We start from the raw sequence: 21,089 nt of genomic DNA, 5'->3' as shown, positions 1-21,089 counted from the left end.
TTGAAATTTTGATTTTTTTGATTCTGATAAAGGTTGCTTATGACTGAAAAAAGAAAAAGTAAAAAGCTTTTTTTTACCTCACCGCAAAAAAAAGAAAAATGGTTAGTTTGCATTCGCTTCCCGAAGGATATAAAAGAAAAGCTTAAGGTGCAGGCTGAAAAAGAATACAGCGGGCGCGGAAAACAATCGTTACTTATTGAAGATGCTGTGAAATACTATTTATACACCCTAGCTGAAATTAAATGGGCTGAGTATGAAAAGGATCTGGATTACTGCGAACTCATTGATGATATTTATGAAGGCTTAAATCAAGGTCCTTTGGAAAACGCGACACAGGTGTTTTTTACTGAAGAAACAAAAAACCAAATTCTGGAGCTAGAGAAAAAGATAAAGTTAACCAAGCCGCTAATGAAAGATGTGCGAACTGGCTTAATACGAAAGGCTGTATCAATAAGGCTTAGCTTAGGTGATAAGGCATTCTTTGATTCGATTATGAATTATAGTGATTAGTGCTGCTGAAGACCGGCGTTACTTCATTTCACCAAAGCGTTTTAATATCACCAATGGTGGGTAGGGATACCAATTGCAATAAAAAAAGGATAAGTAGAATACACAATAAGCAATAGAATAGGGTGAGGTAGCTTGCTACCCAGTTGCGTATTTGCCATTTTTTTTGGCTCTTAAATCCCGCGTGCTGATCACCACGATTTTTCCACCGTTGTTGTGGTAGGCGGAATAAGATATAAATTTTAATTAAAGTACTTAGTAGTTGGTTAATATATATTAAGAAAGGAAAACTCATATCAATTCGTTTGGCGTAAAGAAATAAAATAACAGCGAGGCAAAGGCGGGAAAAAGCAATCCACAATAAGGCTACGATTAAAAAGCTTATCTGAGTATGTATTGCAAGTGCAATTATCATCAAATGGCCAATAAGCATGGTCCAGATTGCACAGCGCTGGTCAATAAGACACCACCAAATAAAATAACCAACTTTACGCGGCCCTAAGGCAATGGCACGTGCGCCATTGCGTAAAGTGTTTCCACTCCAGCGGCGCAAATTCTCTTTCATTCGGTCAAGCGCACTTCCGTGAATAGACTCGATTGTAACGGTGAGTGCATCAGGAATATAAAACATTTCAGCTTGGTGTTTGAGCAGATAGTACCAGGTACTTTTATCATCACCAGAAAGAAAACGGTAATAACCCCATAACCAATGCTTTAAATGATCTTGTTCAATAATATCAAGAAACCCTTTTTCACACAGGTGCTTACCTCTAAAGATGGACATGCGCCCAGTTAACGTAAGTACCTTATTTGAAAGGGCGTAAGACTGCATAGTAAAATGACGTTGAGAAAAACGCACATCAAGCCATTTTTTTATCCAATTAGGACCATTATAAACCAATGCCTGTTCATGAGTTGTTAATGCCTGCATTTTAGGAAAGAGGGGAAAGAAGGGAAGACATTGTTTTAAGCAGCCAGCTTTAAAATATGTATCACCATCCATAAAAACCACGTAATCATCCGGGGTTAACCCATGATTTACCATTGCTCTTAATGCTTCACCTATGGCATATCTTTTCCCAGGCAATTTTTGTTTCACTAAGAAAATTTCCAGGGTGAAGTCTGTTTTTTGCTGAGAGAAAAAATTTTGAATAATGTGTTTATCGGAATCATCGCCAATACCGATAAACAACTTTACTGATTCAGTAAGACCGGTGCACTCATCAATAATAGATTGCAATACTGCTTCTGTAGTGGAGGGTAATTCCTTAAAAGTTGTCATCATAAAAAAGAGACGTTTAGGCCTCCATCCGGAATTCCAGAGCTGCAAGGCTTGTTTCCTTCGATGAGGAAAAACAAGCCAGCTATAGATTGTTGAACGAATTATATGATTTAACCACCAAGCATACCGCCAGACGCCAATAAAACCGAAGTAAATAAACGCCTCACGATTTTCATAATAAATCGCGATATCTTTGGGTATGTACAAATAGCCAACAACTAATACCCCTAAATAAATAAAAAAATATAAAATGGAGCTCATGAATAACGAATTAATTACCAACAAATGCCTGAATAATTAGGGATTTCAGGAAGGGGAGAGCAGATTCGTACCAAGTCAATAATTTTATGCTCAGGACTAGCCATATCCGCGACATGGCTGAATTCAGCGGAATTCGTGCCTATAATTACTGTCTGCACACGGGATAAGAGCTCTTCAATAGAGCTTACCATTAGTTCCGATATATGAGGGATGTGATTTAAAAGGTATTCACGATTGGTGCCATACAATCTGCTCTCAACAATGTTGTGATCAAATAGAGTAAGCTCGTAACCTTTACCAATTAAACGCTCAACTAGTTCAATCATTGGACTTTCTCTTAAGTCATCCGTATTCGCCTTAAAGCTAATACCAAGAACCCCTATACGCTTATTTACATCTTCGGCTATTCGTTCGATTAAGCTTTCAATTTGTAGTCTGTTACTTGGAAGGATGGAATTAATAATTGGTAAGTTCAGATCAAGATTTTGGCTTTCATAAATAAATGCACGCAAGTCCTTAGGCAAGCAAGAGCCTCCAAATGCAAAACCAGGTTTTAAGTAATAAGAGGAAATATTAAGCTTCGTATCTTTGCAAAAAACATCCATAATGCGGTGGCTATCTAAGCCTAAAGCTTTACATACATTACCTATTTCATTAGCAAAACCTACTTTAAGAGCATGCCATACATTATTAATGTATTTGAGCATTTCAGTCTCTTTAATATCTAAAAATAAAGTAGGCATATCAGTTGATAAATTATTTATTTCACTAATAACATCACGGACGCATTGATGCTTTGTACCTAAAACATTAATGGGCGGGTTATGATAGTCATAAATGGCACTGCCTTCTTTTAAAAATTCTGGGCTGATTCCTATACTAAAATCGATGCCATCGCGTTTATCAGAATATTTTTCTAAAAGCGGAAGTGCTACATTCTCTAAAGTTCCAGGGAATATGGTGCTGCGAAATACAAGGATGTGATGCTTTGTTTTTTCTTTTAAAGAATGGCCAATATCTTTGCAAATTGCCTCGATGTATTGGAGATCAAGACTATTATTTTTTTTACTGGGAGTTCCAACGCAAATAAAAGAAAGATCCGTACTAGTTATTGCCTCATAAACGTTATGTGTTGCCCTTAAGCTTCCTGCAGCAACTGCTTTAGCAATAAATTCTTTTAGATCAGGTTCAACAATAGGCGATTCGCCATTATTAATTGAGTTAATTTTTAAGGGGTTGGTGTCTACACCAATTACCTTATGTCCTTGATTAGCCAAGCAAGCAGATAAAACCGAACCAACATAACCTAATCCAAAAATGCTTATTTTCATCGCTACGTTTCCTTGTAAAGTGCGGTTAGTTTTCGGATTATAGGTTATTATTTTTTAAATAAAACTAAGGTTTTCATTAATGGATTTGCTTGATTTTAAATAATAAATTTGTTGAAAATAAAAGGAATTTTTAAGGTCGGATTCAATAAATGGATGATAATAATCATATAGATATTAGAGGTGAAAATACTAAAACAGGTAAAGAAAATAAATCAACATTTAATGATAAAAAAGAAATTTTTTCATGGATTCCAATTATATTTTATAGTGTGTCGGGAATATTTTTATTGGTCTTATTAAGTTTGATTTTTAACACTTATTTTTTACGTCTAAAAATAGAATCAGCAGTAGTGAGTACACCAATTGAAACCATTATTTCACCCGTTAATGGATACATTATCCAAATGTATATTGATTTAAATGAACGCGTTAAAAAGGGGAGGGCATTGCTGAAAATAGAAAATATCGAATTACAACGGGATTACCAGTTAGCACAAATCAAGTTAGAAGAGTCTAAATTAACGGTTAATTATTATCAGCAATTATTGGCTAATGAACAGCAACGATTAAAAGTATATAAGGATATAAGTAAGAACCGTCTGCGTTCCGCTAAAACATTAATCAACATGTCGCAGCAAGAAGTATTCATTTCCCAACGTAGTCTTGAGCGATTTAAAAGTTTACATGATAAAAAATACATAAGTGAGATGAATTTGGAGCTGGAGCAGGCTAAATATGACAGTGCCCAAGAAAAATTAAAAAATTCTGAAGCCTTATATAATATGGAAAAAAACTCATTAAATGCCCTAAAAAGTGGTTTTTATTTTACTGGCAATAAAGCTGAAGGTATCGAGCGCGATTTAAATGCAGAGCTGGATGCAGCAAAGCAAAGAGTACAGCTTAATGAACATAAGGTACGAGTTTATAGAAATTTAATTAAAAGACTTACATTAAAAGCGCCCTTTAATGGAAAAGTAACTAAAATTTTAAAATCTAAGGGTAATACGGCAGAAAATACTAAGCCGCTGTTATTAATAGAAAAATCGGGAGCTGATAAAGAAATTATAGCCTATTTAACTCAAAATGAGGTGGTTCACCTTGGCGCATCGAAGCAGGTAAAAATATATATACCCTCCTCAGGTAAAGTATATCATGGAGAGATCACTAAAATTGATCGCACCGAAGGATTTGTAGATGAAATCAAAGCTCAATACCGATGGCGAGATTTCCAAATTGATCGTTCAGCAACCGTCAATATATCTGTGAATAAAAAAGAGCAAAAAGCGTTTGCAAAGCATGCTTTCTCAGGTATGCCTGTAGTTGTTTATTTCCCTAAAAAAATACATTTTTTTTAAAGCATCTATGCAAGATTTCGATAAGAAAAATTGTGACTCTCGCATAGATGATCTATTTCGTGTTGATAGCAGCAAGCCTTATCTTTGAATTTCTGATATGTTATCTCTAATGGTGCCGCAAATATCATTTAGCGGCAAATGACTGAGGCTTTGAGTTGAAAAAGGATTTTGCAATTCCACGCCGATTTGATCTAAAGATAAAAGGGCATACGCAACTAAGGCAGTAACCAAAGGATCAATAATGGAATAATCAGCTAGGGCCATGGGAAGAATTAATAGAAATAAGAAAATAAAACGACGTGATTTGATAGCCATTACAAAAGGCATTGGTGTTTTTAATATTCGCTCACAAGCTCCCTGGCAATCGAGTAGATCTTCCCGTAATTTTTCGGCTTTCAAAAAAGCAAACTGATTAATTCGTTCGCTTTTATACAAGGAAGATAAAATCGCAGCAAGTTGCGAGGAAGCAAAGTTAACCTTATGAGTCCAATGCTGTAATTGCTCATAATCATTCTCATCCAATAGCGATTTAACTTCATCAGTAGAAGATATGCCTCTTAGGTTATTTTTCATAAGGTAGGGGAGTGACGTAATTAAACCAAAGGTCTTATTACGTTCTAATTCATTGGAAAAAACGGCATAATTTTTCACAAGCACGGCTAAATTTCTAGAGCAATTGACAATGGTTCCCCACATTTTTCTGGCTTCCCACCAACGGTCATAACCCGCATTCACCCTAAAAACTAATACCAATCCCATCACAACACCGGCGTATTCAAAGGGACTTATAGGAATTTTTATCCAAGGCACATAGGGGCTAAGGATAGAAATCATATAAGCATAGGCAGTAAACGCTAACACTTTTTTATATACTCGGGGCGTGACGGAACCCTGAATAGCGAAGGCAGAGTCCCAAAAACTAGGATATTCTTTTTGATTTATATAATACTTTTTTATGCTCATTAAACCTCTAGCAAACAACTGCTTTTACAAAAAAAGAATAATATAACGCATTAATAAAAATATCGTCAACTTTGCACGTATTTTTAAAAAATATGGAATTTTTTATAGAAAATTTATCTAAAGACGAACAAAAAATATTTGCACATAGCGAATAGAATAATTGCTTTAACCCGGATTGATAGGGTAGGGGGGTATAAATTACGTCATCCCAAACAAAAAAGAAGATGACGTTTAAGCATTATTATGTTTTACACATAGAAAGGTTAGTTTAAACCAACAGGAATTTTAATATGGATTTGCTCAAATCCGAGCCAGCAACAAAACCATAAGTGGCATTCTCCAGCATGTAGCTAATTGAGAATGGATCATATCCTGCCATGCTTAGTTACAGAATCACTCCTGTTGCCAATTTTAGGGCAGGTTACCGTAATTTTAATTTTTGAGTGCTGGAGCTAATGGCATGTCTGCTAAAGTAACCTGGCTGCCTAAACCGGAAATTACCACACCAGATAATAGTTTAAGAAAAATATGCATTATCTCTCCTAAAGTAAAAATTTCACGTACTTAACTACATGAGTACCGCATGGATAAGGATAGAGAAGAAAAATGAATACACAAATAAACTTTTCCGGAATTTTATCAGGAGATAACCCTATTAAAATGACATGAATCATCGTTTATTTAAGAGGTTTATTAGTCATTTTAGTGCAGCCTTCGGGAATTTTATTCTCGACATAAATTGAAAAATTAGCGAAATCAATATACGTATCCACAGGTGCAGAATATTCTGGACCAGAACCACCAAAAAAAGTTTGGAAAATAATCCCATTTATTTTTAAGTCAGGAGTAGTACGAAAAATAATATTGTTCTGTCTTAATACCAATTGTCCATCGTAACATACCTCTAAACGCCCATTGGCAACACCTGGTGTATTAAGGTGAATTGTTTGTTGTAAATTATGCCATTGATTATCATTTGCAAAAGTCCAATTACTGCATCCAACATGAGTACCATAGGGATGCCCATAAGTGCCTTGATCAGAGCCATAGGTAAATAAAAGAACTTCTCCGCCAGCACGCACTTTCTTTTTACGTGATTCAATATAGTCACACCACATAAAGCGTGTGGACCATCCATCAGTTCCATCAGGAGTATTATTGCCGGTATTTCCTACGCCGCCATATAAACCAGGTAGTTTCCCTAATGTGTAAGGTTTGTTTTGCCGAAGCGTATCAAACGGAAAGTGCTCAGGGAAACGTATAAAGTAACTTAGCCTAATCGGTTTATTTGTTGGGGTTATGGGATAGTAAAATTGAGCGCCGCCTAGGGGAAGGGGAGGGGACGAGCCCGGGTTGGCACTGCCAGCAGGTATATGTACACGCAAATACCGTTCCGAGGGATTAATTGCATGCTCATTAATTAATTCTATATTTTTTTCTCCCCATGCAGGTAATTTTTGCGTATTGGGGGATTCTTCGATGCCATAAAGGCTAATGGGCAGGTGTTTTTGTATCGATGCTTTTGCATCACTTGCTACGGGAAAAAAGAGGCTAGCACTAAGAATTATTAGTCCTTTTTTTATCATATTCACGAAGCTCCTTTAAATAAAAACAGTTAACTAATGGAAGAGTAAACTGATCAATAAATCCTTGCAAAATAAGCTATTATATTAGAAGAACACTTGATGGAGAATATGATGACAAAATACAGTAAAGGATCGCAAAAAGAAGTAGAAAAAGAAATGCATAAATACAAAGAAGGTAAAGCGCATAGTGGCAAAGGCGATAAGAAAGTGAAAAGTAGGAAACAAGCAATAGCAATTGGCTTATCAAAAGCACGAGAAAAGGGAGAAAAAGTCCCTAGTAAAAAAAATTAATTAATTGCAGCATCCCACCTGGTCTTTTCGCTTGTGCGGAATGACCAGGCTAACTTATTCGTAATAATACTCTATTAAATTGATAATTTGAGCATTTGTTTCAGATAGTGCATTTTTTCTTTTATGACGTTAGCTTCATTTGCAGAAAAAATCTCTTTTGCTTTATTAAATAATTGGTGTTCTTCTTCATGAACATGATGTTCAATGCACTTTTTAAGTTCTTGAACTTTTTTATTCCATTCTTGGCCTTCTTTTACGGGTAAAATATTTTTAATCTTTTCTTCTATTTGTTTGTGTTCTTTTTTTCCATGAAGCGCATCGTCTTTGGTTGATGAAAAATTTTCCAGCGTTTTATAAAAGGTTCTTTCTTCAGACTCCAAATGGATAAGTAACTCCTTTACTAACATTTCTATAATTTGTTGTCGACGAACGGCATTGTTTGATTTTTCAAATAGCTTAAATAAATGATTCACCTCTTCGTGATCAGCTCGAATATATTCGTAAATATCCATAACAGCTCCTTAATTTAGGGGGTCATGACCACTTTAATACAATCATCTCTTTTTTCGCTAAACATTGAATAAGCTTGGGGCGCATCGGTTAGCGGAATGCGGTGGGTAATAATTTGTGATGGATCAATAGCACCAGAAATAATTTTTTGCAAAAGAAGATCAAGATAACGCTGCACATGGGTTTGACCCATTTTAAATGTTAATCCCTTATTCATTGCTGCGCCAAAAGGAATTTTATCTAAAAAGGCAATATATACACCAGGTACAGAGATTGTCCCTCCTTTGGCGCAACACTGTATGGCTTCACGTAGTACATGGGCGCGATCTGTTGTAAGGTACAGGGACTGTTTAACGCGATCCATAATGGAATCTAGTTTTGGCCCCACATGGGCCTCACAACCCACAGCATCCACGCAATGGTCCGGTCCTTTTCCCTTGGTCATTACCATGAGCGCATCATAAACGTCTTCATTTTTGAAATTAATGACTTCTGCTTTGCCTAATTGTTCTGCCATGCGCAGGCGCTCAGGCACGCAATCTATAGCAATAACACGACCAGCTCCTAACATCCAGGCGCTCTGAATGGCAAATTGCCCCACAGGCCCGCATCCCCATATCGCTACGGTGTCGCCATTTTGTATCATGCAATTTTCAACAGCCATATAGCCCGTGGGGAAAATATCACTCAGGAATAATAGCTTATCTTCAGGGATTTCATTAGGAACGACAATCGGTCCAATATCAGCGAAGGGAACACGTACAAACTCAGCTTGTCCTCCTGAAAATCCACCCAACAAGTGAGAATAACCAAATAAACCTGAGGGTGATTGTCCTAATTGTTTTTTTGCCAAGGCAGCATTGGGATTTGAATTATCACATAAAGAAAATAATTTCTTTTGGCAAAAAGAGCATTTTCCGCAAGAAATAGTGAAGGGAACTACTACCTTATCGCCTACTTTTAACTTCAAGTTATCAGAACCAACTTCCACCACTTCGCCCATAAATTCATGGCCAAGGATATCTCCTTTTTTCATGGTGGGCATCAAATCATCATAAAGGTGTAAATCAGAACCACAAATAGCTGTATGAGTAACACGAATAATTGCATCTTGTTTATTAATTATTTGAGGTTCAGGAACATTTTCTATGCGCACATCATGTTTTCCATGCCAGCAAAGTGCTTTCATAATTTTCTTCCTTAAATTTAATTATCATTCTTTAATTTTATACTAAAATTTTATTTGAAAATAAAAAAATGGTGATTTTATGAATCAAGAAAAAGAATGGATTTTATCACTAAAAAATCTTCCATTGCTCAATATTCCCCTAGGGAGAATTGTTGTTTTATCGCCTCATCCTGACGATGAAACCCTTGGTGTGGGTGGATTGATACATGATTTTATAAAAAATAAAATTGAGGTGGAAATTATTGCATTAACTGATGGGGAAAATGCTTATAATGATATGGATAACCTTAGGGAAATAAGGATAAAAGAGCAAAAAAAAGCCCTAGTTAATCTGGGGTTATCATCAAATAAAATAACTCGATTAAGCTTAGGTGATGGGAGCCTTGATTCTATAGAAGAAAAATTATTAGAATTAATTATTCCCTTAATTAAACCAGGAGATATTTTATTCGCTCCCTGGTATGGAGATTACCACTCAGATCACGAGGCAACAGGGCGGGTTGCTATTAAAATTTATGAAGCCCTAAATGTATCTTTATTTTTCTATTTCATTTGGACTTGGCAGCAAAAAACATTTGATGAGATTAAGCACTTGCCCTTATGTATTCACCCATTATCTGCGCAGGCAATGCAACAAAAATGCAGGGCAATAGATTGTTATTCATCACAAATCACTCATCCTCATGGTAAAGCTATTTTACCCCCTAATATTTTATTATCTGCACAAAGAGCATTTGAAACATATTCCCCTTATAATTTGGAGCGAATAAAATGAATGCTAAGAAATGGCATGTTTGCGTCTTGGTTCCCGCTAAAAATGAAGAAGAGTTACTACCGCGCTGCCTTAAATCAATTTTGCTGGCCTGCCGGCAAGTGCAACCGTATAGCACTACAGATATTGTCTTATGCGTTGATTCTTCTACGGATAAAACCTATACCATTGCTACTCAACTGTTAAAAAATAACGGTTGTGTTATTGAAATTGCAAAAGAATGTGTTGGTTCTGCCCGGAAACAAGCCGCTTTGATTGCTTTACAGCGCTATAAAGGTCCTCTGCAATCCTGTTGGCTCTCAAACACGGATGCTGATTGCGAAGTACCTTTAAACTGGTTAAGTAATCAGCTTGTGTGGGCAAGCAAAGGAGTTCATGGCGTAAGTGGCACCGTACGTGTTGATAATTATGAGGAGCATGAAGCGGGAGTGGCAGAAATTTTTTTAAATAATTATACGATTAATCCTGATGGAACACATCCTCATATCCATGGAGCAAACTTAGGGATTCGTGCCGATGTTTATCAGAAAATAGGCGGATGGTTTGAGCTGGAAACAGCAGAAGATCATGATTTATGGAATCGCCTTTCATTGTTAAATTTTAAAAAAATATCTGATGCTAATTTATATGTGTGTACTAGTGGAAGAAAAATAGGTCGCGCTCCGCATGGATTTGCCAATTATTTGGCAACATGCAAAGAAATAAATAACAAAAAAATTTAGCAAAATGTACATAAAATATCTATAGTATAATTGCTAAATATAAAAGGAGATTATAATGAAAAATCAGGAAAACTTAAGTCCAATTTCTGTGCAAAAATTTCTAAAAGGGATTGATTATCCTGCATCGAAACAAGATATTCTTGATTGCGCTACTAATAATGGTGCACCTGATGAAATTCTTGATGAAATTAGAAATATTCAGTTGGATGAATTTAGTTCTCCAACAGAAATATCTGAAGAATTAAGTGACAAAAAAAGGCATTAAAATTTTAACTTTATTTTGTAAATATTAGTCTATAATTAGATCAAATAATAATAAAAGTGACTTGTTATTTTATCAATAGAAAAGGAGATTTACTATGGATAAGAGAGAAGATAAAAGAAACGAAGGGATGACTGTTCAGGAAGCAGGCCGAAAAGGCGGTGAAGCTCGTGCCGAAAAATACAGTCCTGAAGAACTTTCCGAGCAAGCAAAAAGAGGAGCTGAAACCATCGAGAAAAAGCAACCTGGTTTCCATTCCGAAATCGGTCAAAAAGGAGGTCAACATTCTCACGGTGGTCGTAATAGAAACGAAGAATAAAAAGAGCAGAAACAGGGTTGCTTGGCAACCCTGTTTTCTATGAGAAATACGTATGTTAACGCTATTTCTCTAATTGGCGCCACTGTTCTTCTAAATCGCTTTTAAAGCGTTGTTCTACGGTAAGGATGGTCGCGCCTTTATTTATTTTTTCTTCATATTCTTGTGCGTTCATTTCTGCAATACCCATAGAGACGAGTGTACCCATTAGCGTTCCGCTCACAATACCGCCTAAAGGGCCTGCTATAACAAAGCCAATGCCAGGAAGCACGGCATTAACTCCTAAAGCTGCTAATACCCCAATAAGGCCACCAACGGCGCCACCAACCGCTCCGCCTTGCGTAATTGACGGTTCTTCATTATTTAAAATCTTTTTCATTGATTCTGATGACATGATTACATTTATTTCTTGTGGGGAATAACCACACGCTATAGCACAATTAAAAGCTTTTTCGGCATTTTTTTTATTTGGGAAAACTCCGGTGAGAATGTTCGCTTCTTTCTGCATGTTTATCCTTAAATCTTATGAGTAATTAAAAATAATAGGCCCTATTTATCGAGAAGTAAATTTAAAAATAATAGGTCCTATTTTTATTTAAACAAATGAAATTTATTTGGTTTTTTATTTATTTCTGTGATAAGTTTTTTGACAATATTTTTGTAGGCTATTTTAATAATTCATCGAGCCGTAATGATTGCTTAATTTGCCAAAAATCCTCCCAAGGGTCTTTTCTTAATTGCTCTAGGCGCTTTGGTAAGGTTTTGATCGTATAAGTATTATCTTCAATATGGTCGCTTAACTCATCCCAGGAAAGAGGGGTTGATACCGGGGCATGTGCGCGTGCTCGCGTTGAATAAGCGCCGATTGCTGAGGCCGTATGTTGATTACGTAAATAATCGATAAAAATTTTTCCTGAGCGCTTGGACTTAGTCATCTTGCTAATATAGTCTTTAGGCTTTAATTGCTCTAGAAGTTGCACAAATACGTGTGTAAATTCTTTTACCTTCTCCCATGGGTATTCTGGTTTTATAGGAATAACCACATGCAAACCCTTACCGCCGGTGCTTTTTACAAAAGAAGTAAGCTTGTACTGGATTAAATAATCACGTATTTCCAAGGCTGCGGCAACTACTTTACCCCAGGGCACATCAGGTGCAGGGTCTAAGTCAAAAACTAAAATATCAGGTTGGTTTAGATGATTAATTTGGCTACCCCAGGGATGTATTTCTAATACCCCCATTTGCACCAGGCTTAATAATCCCTCTCTATCTTTTAAATATATATATTGCTCTGATTTGCCTTCATAATTATCTTCAATGGGGAAAAGGTTTTTATGCTTAGCCTCATTAAAATGACGCTGATAAAAACAGCTTTCATAATGACTAGGGCAGCGAACTAAAGTTAAGGGACGCAAACTGATATAGGGCAGCATATGGTCACAAACTAATTCATAATACGTTAATAAATCCTGTTTTGTAATCTTATCCTCTGGGTATAAAATTTTATGGGGGTTAGTAATAATAAATTCTTTTTTTGGAGAAGAGGGGCGGGGAGCCTCAGTTATTTCTTCTAAAGGCTCCTCATATTCTCTAATTACCTCTTGTGCTTTTTTATCAAGGCGCAATCCTTTAAAACTTGGATGGCGTAAATGGTCATCTTTAGTCCATTCACTAAATTGTACTTCACATACCAATTTGGGCTTTACCCAGTGAGCATAAGAGGCATCTGGAGGCTTTGAATTAAAAGGATTGTCATTAATTTCATTTTTCTTTAATTGCTGATAAATTTCTTTTTCTAAGGCTTCAGTAAATCCGGTTCCGACATTACTTACATAATCCAGGGTCCCTTGTTTGTTGTATACCCCTAAAAAAAGCGAACCAAAGTATGCTCTTGTACCTTTAGGTGGCGTATATCCTCCAATTACAAACTCCTGACGCTTTAGGCATTTTACTTTTAACCAGTCTTTGCTTCGTTTTGATTGATAGCTACCGTTTATCTGTTTGGAGATAAGGCCTTCGTAGCCCTGATTACAGAATGTCTTCAATAAACTTTTTTTCGTTTCAGTTACATGCTCTGTATAGCGCAGCATGGGGTCGGCGCCATTCAACAGCGTCTGTAAAAGAGATTTGCGCTCTATTAATGGAAGTGTTCTTAAGTCATAACCATTGTAATAAAGGAGATCAAAAACATAATAAACAAAAGGAGCCCTTTTGGGGTTTGATAAATAATTTTGTAATAACTGAAAACTTGAATTTCCTTTGGAATCTAAGACAACAACTTCTCCATCAAAAATAATTTGCTCAAAGGGGAGCTGTGCGATTGCATCGGCTACAGGTTGAAAGTTTTTAGTCCAATCTTTCTTATTTCTTGATTTTAGATTAATTTCTTGATTATTTTTAAAGGCTAGAATCCGGTATCCATCGAATTTTACCTCATGAAGCCATTGTGAGCCGCTCGGTGGTTTATCCACTAAAGTAGCTAATTGAGGTGAGATAAAATCGGGAAACTCACTTTGTTTCACTTCGGTTAAATCAGCTTTCGGGGGTTTGGCTTTTGAGGTTTTTGTGGATGTTTTTTTTGCTTCTTTGCTATTCCATATCTGTTCCGAATGTTTGGCAATTTCCTCTATGCTTTCCTGCGTCAAAACACTTTTGTCTAAAACACGTGTCACATCGTAATCGTTCTGGTTTTGGGCGTATTCATCTTGGTATTTAATTAAGAACCAGTGTTTTTCGTCCTTGAATTGGATTAAGTCCCAGCGTCCATTTAATTTTTCAGCGTGTAGTTTAAAACGCAGATGGCCCTGCACATAAGCCTCATATGGGTTCTCATCTAGAGGTTCCCAGGTACCTGTATCCCAAAGCATTACGGTGCCGCCACCATATTGCCCTTTGGGGATAATTCCTTCAAAACTGCCATATTCTATTGGGTGATCTTCTACATGCATTGCCAGACGTTTTACTTGAGGATCTAAACTAGGTCCTTTGGGGATGGCCCAACTTTTTAAAACACCGTGTAACTCAATACGAAAGTCGTAATGAAGATGGCTGGCAGCATGCTTTTGAATTACAAAAAGACGGTTTTTTTTACGTATCACTTTGCCTTTAGGTTCTGGAGTTTGTGTAAAATCCCTTTTTTTGCGATATGGAGCTAAGCTCATTGCATTACTCCTTATTTTTAGTTCGTCTTATTTTCGTAGGTTTCTTGGTTTTTTGCTTCATGCTTTCTTTTAATAAAGATACAAAATCAACCACTGCATCATGGCTTGGGGTGGCTTTAGTGACTTTTTTGCCGGAAGAACTTAACTTGTGGATTTGTTGATCCAGCCATTTTTGTAAGGTTTCTCGATATTCATTATGGTATTTGTCAGGTTCCCATTTTGCACTCATATCATTAATTAAATCCACTGCCATTTTTATTTCTTTATCTGAAATTTTATAGGTTTTAGTTTCTTCTTTAGGAACATTTAATTCTTCTTCTGAACGGATTTCATCTTTAAAATGAATAAGATATAAAAGAAGAGTGTTATGATGAGGTAAAATAAGACTGAGATATTCTTTAGTCCGGAGTATGGTCTTGGCAACCCCAACTTTATTTGTTTTTCTTAAGGCTTCACGCAAGAGCACATAGGCTTTTTTATTTTTCCCTTCCGGTACTAAGTAGTAGGGTTTTGTATAATATAAGTTATCAATTTCATTGAGATCTACAAATTCTTCAATATCAATAGTTTTAAATAATTCGGGGCTTCTTTTTTCAAAATCCTTTTCATTTACAATAATGTAGTTACCTTTTTCATATTCATAACCTTTTACAATTTCATCCCAAGGTACTTCTTTGCCCGTTTCTTCATCGACACGTTGATAGCGAACACGCGAATTGGTTTTTGCATTAAGCAGATGGAAATGAATCTCATTGTTTTCCTCTATGGAAAACAAAGAAACTGGAATAGATACCAGTCCAAAAGAAATTTCACCTTTCCAAATTGATCGCGCCATTCCTAGCTCCATTTATTTAAAGAAAAGTACCAGAAAAGTGCCTTGCAGAAACAATTAGTGGCTTATTAGTATTATTTTAGAACCTAAGATTGAATTGTTCAAAATTTTGCCTTTAGATAATCAGCACCAATAAACCAATGCTCTATAATTATACAAGAAGGCATAAGTTTAAAAAGTATTAATTTTCCAATAGCATCAAGTAATTACCTCTTTACTTTAACAAACTATCTAATTTCGGAGGTATTATTATGAAAGCACTTGTATTTAATGAGATAAGAGATATCCGCCTCGAAGAGGTTCCTAAGCCCACTATACGTGATCCTTTTGACGCGATTGTAAAGATAACTACCGCTGCAATTTGTGGTACAGATTTACATTTTATTCGAGGAACTATGGGGCCAATGAAACAAGGAACTATTTTAGGTCACGAAGGGGTAGGCGTAGTTGAATCACTGGGCGCATCGGTGAGAAATTTAAAAGAAGGAGATCGAGTAGTCATTCCCTCTACGATCGCCTGTGGCGTGTGTCCTATGTGTCGTAAAGGGTGCAGTTCTCAGTGTGACCAGGCTAATCCTAATGGAGAAGGGACTGCATTTTACGGAGGGCCTGAACTATCTGGTGCTTTTAACGGTTGCCAGGCCGAATACATACGCGTTACTTATGCAAATAATAATCTGGTGAAACTTTCTCCTCGCATTAGTGATGATCAAGCTATTCTGGTTTCTGACATTTTTCCTACGGCTTTTTTTGCCGTTGACATGGCTCAAGTGAAACGAGGGGATGTAGTTGTTATATTAGGTTGCGGCCCGGTGGGGCAATTTGCTATTGCCAGTTGTAAGTTAAGAGGTGTTTCACGAATTTTTGCTGTAGATACAATACCTTCTCGTTTGGAGATGGCAAAACAGCAAGGGGCAGAATGTATTAATTTTAATAAGGAATCGCCTTCAGAGGTATTAAAAGATTTGACCAATGGAATGTTGGCCGATGTAGTGATTGATGCGGTAGGTATTGATGCTTATGCGCCAACCCAGGGACCCTGCTTGGATTATGTGAAAAAAATGAAGCAACAATTTGATGAAGAAGTATTGCAAGTGACATCTTATGCTCCAGTATCTTCAGGGAATTGGGTTCCTGGAAATGCTCCCAGTTATATTTTAAGGGAAGCTGTGAAGTTGGTCGCAAAATGTGGGACTATTTCGATTATAGGCGTCTATCCTCCTAATTTTACGGTTTATCCTATTGGCGAGGCAATGAATAAAAATTTAAAGCTGGTCATGGGAAATTGCCCTCACCGAATCTACATACCACAACTATTGGCTTTGATGGAGGATGAGCGCATTGATCCCATGCTTATCCTAACTCAGAAAGAATCTTTGAATGATATTGTAGAGGCCTATAAACAATTTGATGCGCGAAACGATGGGTGGATTAAAGTGGCTTTGGATGCTCGCTGAGGTACACCATCGCAAGAAACGCGAGGAAACTCCTGAATGGACTGCGGAGTTGATGCGTGCCACATTCAGGAGATTCTTTGCCGCAAACGCTAAGAAGAGCGATGGCTCGTATAAATTTTAGTTATTTCTGCCCCAATAAAGAAAATTTGTGCCGAGTAATAAACCCATATTAACAACACAATAATCGAGCTTGCTGCCCCAAATACCGAAGCAATCTGAGCTTTATTTAAATAAAAACCAATAGCTATTTTCCCCAAACTAAATAATAAGGCGGTAATTAAAGCACCTACCCACACATCACTCCATTTAAGTTCAATCTCAGGCAAATTTTTAAACATCATGGCAAAGAGTAAGGTGACTAATAAAAAAGAAAAAGAGTAACTCATCACGAGTTCAATAAAGATACTTGCACCAACAAAATAATCAATATGGCTACTTAAAACCGCTAACGCAGCACTTAAGACTAAGGACGTAAATAGCAAAAAAGCAAAAATCAAAATCATCGCAAAAGATGAGAATTGATTTTTTACCACCGCAAACCATTTTTTATTGGGATTAGATTGCACACCCCAAATGATATTTAACCCTTCTTGAATTGAACTAAAAACTCGTGAGGCACTAAATAATAAAATAATAATACTGAAAATTCGAGCAATGAAGGCGGTAGAAGGATGATTGGCGTTTTTTATCATTTCCTGGATTTGCAAAGCAGCTTGTTCTCCTAATAAGGAATTAATCTGCCCTAATATTTGCCCTCGTGCCGCATCTTCGCCAAATAAGGCGCCTACTACTGAAATACAAATCAATAAAATTGGCGCTAGAGAAAATAAAGTATAATAAGCAAGAGCGGCAGCAAGACTTGATATGCGGTCGTTTTGCCAATTGGTATATAGTTCGTGTAGCCAGCCGAATTTTAAGGTCATAATGTTTCGCTTAAGGAGTAGTTTTTTATACCATTCAATTATTAAATATAAAACAAGTAAGCTAGGTATCCAATGGTTCTAAAGCGTTGGTTTTATCAAAATGAATGATAGAATCAAATTGATAAGGTAAATAAGTAAAAAAATAATGACTAAAGCGCTCTGTATCAGGGCGATAAATCACTCCAATTGCTCGTTGTAAGCGAGGAACTTTAAAAAAGTATTCAAGCTTGGGGCTGTCTTCTAAATCCAAAAGGAAATGCTTTGAGTCCGCCTCATGAAATAGTTCTTCGTAACTCCCAGGGAAAGCAGGAATCACTTGCTTTCGTTCCGCGGGTTCATCCCAATTTGATGCTGCGGTCACATAACCCTCATAAGTAGAAAAACCGATGGAATAGGTATGGCCATTATGTTGTTCCCGTACCAATTGTCCCAGATTTAATTCGCCTCTTGAGCCCATTTCTGTTGCTCGTGCGTCACCCACGTGAGAGTTATGTGCCCAGACAATTATTTTAGCGGGTTTATCAAAGCGCTGTTCTAAATGATCCGCTAAAACATTGAGGGTTTCTGCCATATGCTGATCCCTGATGTTCCAGGAGGGGACATAACCATCAAGCATGGTTCGATAATAATGCTCGGCGTTTTTTACTAAACGTGCGTTTTGCGTTGCAAAAAAATAGTCGTCTTGTGTTGCTCCATCCTGGGTATACTTAAATTCCTGATGCTGTAATTCGACTAATTCTGCCACAGCTTCATTAAGGCAGGATTTTTTTACACCCTTCTTGATTAAATAGCCATACAACTGTGGATCTGTTCCGGTATGGTCAAAACAGGCATAGCGTTTTTTAGCTTGCTCAGCTGCCTCTGGATTTATCTGCATGAGAAAATCAATTACTGCATGCATGGATGAATTTAAACTATACAAGTCAAGTCCATAAAATCCGATTTTTTGCTTAGGGTCAAGCGCATCATTATGCTCACGAAGCCAAGAAATAAAAGGAGGAATCGTTGTATTGCGCCACATCCAAGTAGGGAAGCGTTGAAATTTATCTAAGGCTTTTATCGGATCTTTTTTGCTCCCCTCGCCGTGTAAATAACGATGGACCTTATAAGCATCTGGCCAGTCGCCCTCTATAGCAACCGCCATGAAACCATGTTCCTTAATTAGTTGCTGCGTTATTTTAATGCGTGCTTGATAAAATTCTTGGGTACCATGACTTGCTTCGCCAATCAGTACAAATCGAGCATCTCCTATTTTGCTAATCAAATGTTGAAAAGATTCATCTTGTTCCTTTAGAGGTATAAGGGCATGATTCAACACAGCCACTAATTTAGTTTGAATATGGGTATTCATTTAATTAGCTCCCTTTAATTAAATGTTTAGTTAATCATAGGTTAGTTCATAAAAATTAAAGTTTTTGAAACATACTATTTTTCCAATTGATATTAGGGAAGATCGGAATTGTTAAAAAATAATTAAAAACTAAACTTGCAACGCCAATAAATACTGGATTAGGTCATTACTGAAAGGAGTGATTATGGATAATAAAAATACAGAGGGCTCATTTGAAAATACCGATGATAAAATAGAGGGAATTGTGCTGTATCTCTTAAAAAAATACCTAATAAAAAATGAATTATCATTACGTGAGGTGGAGCCTAGTGAAGAGTGTAAAACTGATCCATGTATCCCCTTATAAAGTTTGTCTTATATCTTCAAAAAGTGGGGAGATTTTGCTTAGGCAAAATCATCCCCTTACTAGGTATCTTTTTATTGCGTTTTCTCCAGCGTTGACTCTAACCATTGCTTGTGTCTTCGCTCATCTTCTAAACCACGTTGCAAAATTGCTAATGCGTCAGGCCAAATATCACTGTAATTATTGACGCGCTCATAGGCTGTATTCGTGTCTACCTCATTTGACACCATTGCCTTAAGGATTGCACGGTCACCCATTAAATTCGCTAATACTACCTTTCCTTGGGCCAAATACTCCTTCATGCCCGGTCCATCAGGAAATGGGTGTTGACGGCTTCGCAGTATGTTGGTCAGCTCCTGAACATGGCGCTCATGATCATAAAGAAATTCGGTAAGTACATTCTTATATGCATTATTTTCTAAACGATTGATAGCCGCTTTATAAGCTTCTATGGCATCATAATCTAATTCACAAAGTTCATATAAGGCGTCATGAAACTCCTTTTGCGTGCCCACAAGTGTAGTCATTTTATGTCCCTTTTATAATTAATTTAACTAAGAAATAACTAAGAAAAGCGAACTGCCGTTCTATTTTATATTAGAGAAAATCATTTATTTATTGCCTTTACAGGCTATTTTTTTAAGGGCAACCTGGAGTAGTCCATGAGCTTAATGGTAACCAATATCTGCTCTAACCTTTCCACGAAATACCCAGTAGGACCAACCAATATACATAAGAATAACGGGCAATAAAAACATCGTGCCAACAAGTAAAAAGGTTTGGGTGTCGGGGGAAGAAGCTGCTTGCCATAAGGTAAATTGATGGGGAATAATCATCGGGAACAAACTAATGGCTATTCCTATATAACAAATAAGAAATAAGCCAACTGCACCAATAAAAGGAGCGATTTCTGATTGATTATGCAGCATACGCCATTCGAAAAGAGCGATTGCAATGGTTATAATTGGTATTGGTGCAAGATAGAGGCTGTTAGGCCAAGAAAACCAGCGAGTACCAATATCTACATCAATAAACGGTGTCCATAGTGTAGTGATAATAATCGCCAGAATAACGCCGATAAAGCACCAACGCCCTTGACGCCGCGAGGATTCTTGTAAGGTGCCTTCAGTTTTAAAAATAAGCCATCCTGCGCCTAATAAGCCATAACCAAATACCAAGGCAATGCCTGTAAATAAGGAAAACCAGGTAAAACAATCCAAGGAGCTGCCCACAAAATGTCGTCCTTCGACTTTAAAGCTTTGAATAAATGCCCCAAGTACTATGCCTTGAGCAAAGGTAGCAATAAGGGACCCAAAACAAAAAGCATGGTCCCAAAAAGTAACATGTTCTGCATCTCTAAAACGAAATTCAAAAGCTACTCCGCGAAATGCCAAAGCCAGTAACATTACCAGGATGGGGAAATAAACGGCGGGAATAATGATGGAAAATGCAAGAGGGAATGCGGCTAGCAAACCTAAACCACCAAACACTAACCAAGTTTCATTGCCATCCCAAATGGGAGCTATGGAATTCATAATTAAATTCCGTGCCGCCGTATTGGGCGCAAGCCCATACAGCATCCCAACGCCTAAATCAAATCCATCAAGCAATACATATAAAAAAATGGCAAGGCCAAGAAGAAATGTCCATAAGGGGACGAAATCAATAATCATAA

22 protein-coding genes are annotated in these 21,089 nt (G+C 36.9%); 9 read left to right on the top strand and 13 right to left on the bottom strand.

The features are described 5' to 3' along the window. Positions 1 to 39: 39 nt before the first annotated feature. Positions 40 to 510 carry a hypothetical protein gene (locus tag BN3124_RS06150; RefSeq protein WP_058533912.1) on the top strand — a complete coding sequence of 157 codons (471 nt, stop codon included), beginning with the start codon at positions 40 to 42 and terminating at the stop codon, positions 508 to 510. A gap of 28 nt (positions 511 to 538) precedes the next feature. Here BN3124_RS06150 and BN3124_RS06145 read toward each other — a convergent pair whose 3' ends face one another. Together BN3124_RS06145 and BN3124_RS06140 are read right to left on the bottom strand one after the other, a co-directional pair. Beyond that, positions 539 to 2,050, bottom strand: coding sequence for a glycosyltransferase (locus BN3124_RS06145; RefSeq protein WP_058533911.1), 1,512 nt, complete (start codon positions 2,048 to 2,050; stop codon positions 539 to 541). A 14-nt stretch (positions 2,051 to 2,064) separates the two neighbouring features. Further along, a complete protein-coding gene (locus BN3124_RS06140; RefSeq protein WP_058533910.1) occupies positions 2,065 to 3,381 on the bottom strand; it encodes a nucleotide sugar dehydrogenase in 1,317 nt (438 codons plus the stop codon). A 149-nt stretch (positions 3,382 to 3,530) separates the two neighbouring features. Between BN3124_RS06140 and BN3124_RS06135 the strand changes: the two genes are divergently transcribed. Further along, the gene (locus tag BN3124_RS06135) at positions 3,531 to 4,736 is read left to right on the top strand and encodes an HlyD family secretion protein (protein ID WP_058533909.1); all 1,206 of its coding nucleotides are present in this window, start codon (positions 3,531 to 3,533) and stop codon (positions 4,734 to 4,736) included. 78 nt (positions 4,737 to 4,814) lie between these two features. Here BN3124_RS06135 and BN3124_RS06130 read toward each other — a convergent pair whose 3' ends face one another. Next, positions 4,815 to 5,699 (bottom strand): bestrophin family protein, encoded by an 885-nt coding sequence (locus tag BN3124_RS06130; RefSeq protein WP_058533908.1) that lies wholly within the window; start codon positions 5,697 to 5,699, stop codon positions 4,815 to 4,817. 677 nt (positions 5,700 to 6,376) lie between these two features. Then, positions 6,377 to 7,285, bottom strand: coding sequence for a polysaccharide lyase (locus BN3124_RS06125; RefSeq protein ID WP_058533907.1), 909 nt, complete (start codon positions 7,283 to 7,285; stop codon positions 6,377 to 6,379). Positions 7,286 to 7,393: 108 nt separating this feature from the next. Between BN3124_RS06125 and BN3124_RS06120 the strand changes: the two genes are divergently transcribed. Next, on the top strand, positions 7,394 to 7,576 hold the full coding sequence (locus BN3124_RS06120; protein WP_078061497.1) for a DUF6496 domain-containing protein: 183 nt from the start codon (positions 7,394 to 7,396) through the stop codon (positions 7,574 to 7,576). A 74-nt stretch (positions 7,577 to 7,650) separates the two neighbouring features. Here the strand turns inward: BN3124_RS06120 and BN3124_RS06115 are convergent, their stop codons facing one another. Beyond that, positions 7,651 to 8,088 carry a hemerythrin domain-containing protein gene (locus BN3124_RS06115; protein ID WP_058533905.1) on the bottom strand — a complete coding sequence of 146 codons (438 nt, stop codon included), beginning with the start codon at positions 8,086 to 8,088 and terminating at the stop codon, positions 7,651 to 7,653. 14 nt (positions 8,089 to 8,102) lie between these two features. After that, positions 8,103 to 9,275, bottom strand: a complete 1,173-nt coding sequence (locus tag BN3124_RS06110) for a zinc-dependent alcohol dehydrogenase (protein WP_058533904.1) — start codon at positions 9,273 to 9,275, stop codon at positions 8,103 to 8,105. 79 nt (positions 9,276 to 9,354) lie between these two features. On the opposite strand from BN3124_RS06110, the gene BN3124_RS06105 reads away from it, so the two are divergent. The 4 genes from BN3124_RS06105 (at position 9,355) to BN3124_RS06090 (ending at position 11,350) form a co-directional block, all read left to right on the top strand. Beyond that, positions 9,355 to 10,050, top strand: a complete 696-nt coding sequence (locus BN3124_RS06105; RefSeq protein WP_058533903.1) for a PIG-L deacetylase family protein — start codon at positions 9,355 to 9,357, stop codon at positions 10,048 to 10,050. Then, on the top strand, positions 10,047 to 10,769 hold the full coding sequence (locus BN3124_RS06100; RefSeq protein WP_058533902.1) for a glycosyltransferase family 2 protein: 723 nt from the start codon (positions 10,047 to 10,049) through the stop codon (positions 10,767 to 10,769). Before BN3124_RS06105 ends, BN3124_RS06100 begins: the two co-directional genes overlap by 4 nt. 55 nt (positions 10,770 to 10,824) lie before the next feature. Next, positions 10,825 to 11,034: a DUF2795 domain-containing protein gene (locus tag BN3124_RS06095; protein ID WP_058533901.1), complete on the top strand. Its 210-nt coding sequence runs from the start codon at positions 10,825 to 10,827 to the stop codon at positions 11,032 to 11,034. Between the two features lie 94 nt (positions 11,035 to 11,128). Next, positions 11,129 to 11,350 (top strand): hypothetical protein, encoded by a 222-nt coding sequence (locus BN3124_RS06090; RefSeq protein ID WP_078061496.1) that lies wholly within the window; start codon positions 11,129 to 11,131, stop codon positions 11,348 to 11,350. A 61-nt stretch (positions 11,351 to 11,411) separates the two neighbouring features. On the opposite strand, the gene BN3124_RS06085 is transcribed toward BN3124_RS06090, so the two are convergent. The 3 genes from BN3124_RS06085 to ku all read right to left on the bottom strand — a co-directional run bounded on the left by BN3124_RS06085 (position 11,412) and on the right by ku (position 15,343). After that, positions 11,412 to 11,855, bottom strand: coding sequence for a hypothetical protein (locus BN3124_RS06085; protein WP_058533900.1), 444 nt, complete (start codon positions 11,853 to 11,855; stop codon positions 11,412 to 11,414). Between the two features lie 157 nt (positions 11,856 to 12,012). Beyond that, positions 12,013 to 14,508 carry a DNA ligase D gene (gene ligD / locus BN3124_RS06080; protein WP_058533899.1) on the bottom strand — a complete coding sequence of 832 codons (2,496 nt, stop codon included), beginning with the start codon at positions 14,506 to 14,508 and terminating at the stop codon, positions 12,013 to 12,015. Between the two features lie 4 nt (positions 14,509 to 14,512). Continuing rightward, positions 14,513 to 15,343 (bottom strand): non-homologous end joining protein Ku, encoded by an 831-nt coding sequence (ku, locus tag BN3124_RS06075; RefSeq protein WP_058533898.1) that lies wholly within the window; start codon positions 15,341 to 15,343, stop codon positions 14,513 to 14,515. Between the two features lie 248 nt (positions 15,344 to 15,591). On the opposite strand from ku, the gene BN3124_RS06070 reads away from it, so the two are divergent. Next, positions 15,592 to 16,797 (top strand): zinc-dependent alcohol dehydrogenase, encoded by a 1,206-nt coding sequence (locus tag BN3124_RS06070; protein ID WP_058533897.1) that lies wholly within the window; start codon positions 15,592 to 15,594, stop codon positions 16,795 to 16,797. Between the two features lie 89 nt (positions 16,798 to 16,886). Here the strand turns inward: BN3124_RS06070 and BN3124_RS06065 are convergent, their stop codons facing one another. Next, positions 16,887 to 17,720 carry a YihY/virulence factor BrkB family protein gene (locus BN3124_RS06065; protein WP_058533896.1) on the bottom strand — a complete coding sequence of 278 codons (834 nt, stop codon included), beginning with the start codon at positions 17,718 to 17,720 and terminating at the stop codon, positions 16,887 to 16,889. 61 nt (positions 17,721 to 17,781) lie between these two features. Beyond that, complete coding sequence (locus BN3124_RS06060) at positions 17,782 to 19,071, bottom strand: erythromycin esterase family protein (RefSeq protein ID WP_058533895.1); 1,290 nt, start codon at positions 19,069 to 19,071, stop codon at positions 17,782 to 17,784. Positions 19,072 to 19,255: 184 nt separating this feature from the next. On the opposite strand from BN3124_RS06060, the gene BN3124_RS17175 reads away from it, so the two are divergent. Beyond that, positions 19,256 to 19,417, top strand: coding sequence for a hypothetical protein (locus BN3124_RS17175; protein ID WP_196398901.1), 162 nt, complete (start codon positions 19,256 to 19,258; stop codon positions 19,415 to 19,417). 71 nt (positions 19,418 to 19,488) lie between these two features. On the opposite strand, the gene BN3124_RS06055 is transcribed toward BN3124_RS17175, so the two are convergent. Further along, positions 19,489 to 19,941, bottom strand: a complete 453-nt coding sequence (locus BN3124_RS06055) for a DUF2383 domain-containing protein (RefSeq protein WP_058533894.1) — start codon at positions 19,939 to 19,941, stop codon at positions 19,489 to 19,491. 141 nt (positions 19,942 to 20,082) lie between these two features. After that, complete coding sequence (locus BN3124_RS06050; protein WP_078061495.1) at positions 20,083 to 21,087, bottom strand: cytochrome d ubiquinol oxidase subunit II; 1,005 nt, start codon at positions 21,085 to 21,087, stop codon at positions 20,083 to 20,085. Positions 21,088 to 21,089: the final 2 nt, after the last annotated feature.

The sequence above is a fragment of the Legionella saoudiensis genome (assembly GCF_001465875.1).
Lineage (GTDB): Bacteria > Pseudomonadota > Gammaproteobacteria > Legionellales > Legionellaceae > Legionella > Legionella saoudiensis.
This window is presented reverse-complemented; position numbering and strand designations above follow the sequence as displayed.

Excerpts from the sequence above, each read along its gene's own strand:
- BN3124_RS06135 (WP_058533909.1), top strand. The coding sequence starts at position 3,531 with ATGGATGATAATAATCATATAGATATTAGAGGTGAAAATACTAAAACA.
- BN3124_RS06090 (WP_078061496.1), top strand. The coding sequence starts at position 11,129 with ATGGATAAGAGAGAAGATAAAAGAAACGAAGGGATGACTGTTCAGGAA.
- BN3124_RS06150 (WP_058533912.1), top strand. The coding sequence starts at position 40 with ATGACTGAAAAAAGAAAAAGTAAAAAGCTTTTTTTTACCTCACCGCAA.
- BN3124_RS06115 (WP_058533905.1), bottom strand. The coding sequence starts at position 8,088 with ATGGATATTTACGAATATATTCGAGCTGATCACGAAGAGGTGAATCAT.
- BN3124_RS06120 (WP_078061497.1), top strand. The coding sequence starts at position 7,394 with ATGATGACAAAATACAGTAAAGGATCGCAAAAAGAAGTAGAAAAAGAA.
- ligD (WP_058533899.1), bottom strand. The coding sequence starts at position 14,508 with ATGAGCTTAGCTCCATATCGCAAAAAAAGGGATTTTACACAAACTCCA.
- BN3124_RS06055 (WP_058533894.1), bottom strand. The coding sequence starts at position 19,941 with ATGACTACACTTGTGGGCACGCAAAAGGAGTTTCATGACGCCTTATAT.
- BN3124_RS06130 (WP_058533908.1), bottom strand. The coding sequence starts at position 5,699 with ATGAGCATAAAAAAGTATTATATAAATCAAAAAGAATATCCTAGTTTT.
- BN3124_RS06100 (WP_058533902.1), top strand. The coding sequence starts at position 10,047 with ATGAATGCTAAGAAATGGCATGTTTGCGTCTTGGTTCCCGCTAAAAAT.
- BN3124_RS06060 (WP_058533895.1), bottom strand. The coding sequence starts at position 19,071 with ATGAATACCCATATTCAAACTAAATTAGTGGCTGTGTTGAATCATGCC.
- ku (WP_058533898.1), bottom strand. The coding sequence starts at position 15,343 with ATGGCGCGATCAATTTGGAAAGGTGAAATTTCTTTTGGACTGGTATCT.
- BN3124_RS06070 (WP_058533897.1), top strand. The coding sequence starts at position 15,592 with ATGAAAGCACTTGTATTTAATGAGATAAGAGATATCCGCCTCGAAGAG.
- BN3124_RS06105 (WP_058533903.1), top strand. The coding sequence starts at position 9,355 with ATGAATCAAGAAAAAGAATGGATTTTATCACTAAAAAATCTTCCATTG.
- BN3124_RS06095 (WP_058533901.1), top strand. The coding sequence starts at position 10,825 with ATGAAAAATCAGGAAAACTTAAGTCCAATTTCTGTGCAAAAATTTCTA.
- BN3124_RS06110 (WP_058533904.1), bottom strand. The coding sequence starts at position 9,275 with ATGAAAGCACTTTGCTGGCATGGAAAACATGATGTGCGCATAGAAAAT.
- BN3124_RS06140 (WP_058533910.1), bottom strand. The coding sequence starts at position 3,381 with ATGAAAATAAGCATTTTTGGATTAGGTTATGTTGGTTCGGTTTTATCT.
- BN3124_RS06065 (WP_058533896.1), bottom strand. The coding sequence starts at position 17,720 with ATGACCTTAAAATTCGGCTGGCTACACGAACTATATACCAATTGGCAA.
- BN3124_RS06050 (WP_078061495.1), bottom strand. The coding sequence starts at position 21,087 with ATGATTATTGATTTCGTCCCCTTATGGACATTTCTTCTTGGCCTTGCC.
- BN3124_RS17175 (WP_196398901.1), top strand. The coding sequence starts at position 19,256 with ATGGATAATAAAAATACAGAGGGCTCATTTGAAAATACCGATGATAAA.
- BN3124_RS06085 (WP_058533900.1), bottom strand. The coding sequence starts at position 11,855 with ATGCAGAAAGAAGCGAACATTCTCACCGGAGTTTTCCCAAATAAAAAA.
- BN3124_RS06125 (WP_058533907.1), bottom strand. The coding sequence starts at position 7,285 with ATGATAAAAAAAGGACTAATAATTCTTAGTGCTAGCCTCTTTTTTCCC.
- BN3124_RS06145 (WP_058533911.1), bottom strand. The coding sequence starts at position 2,050 with ATGAGCTCCATTTTATATTTTTTTATTTATTTAGGGGTATTAGTTGTT.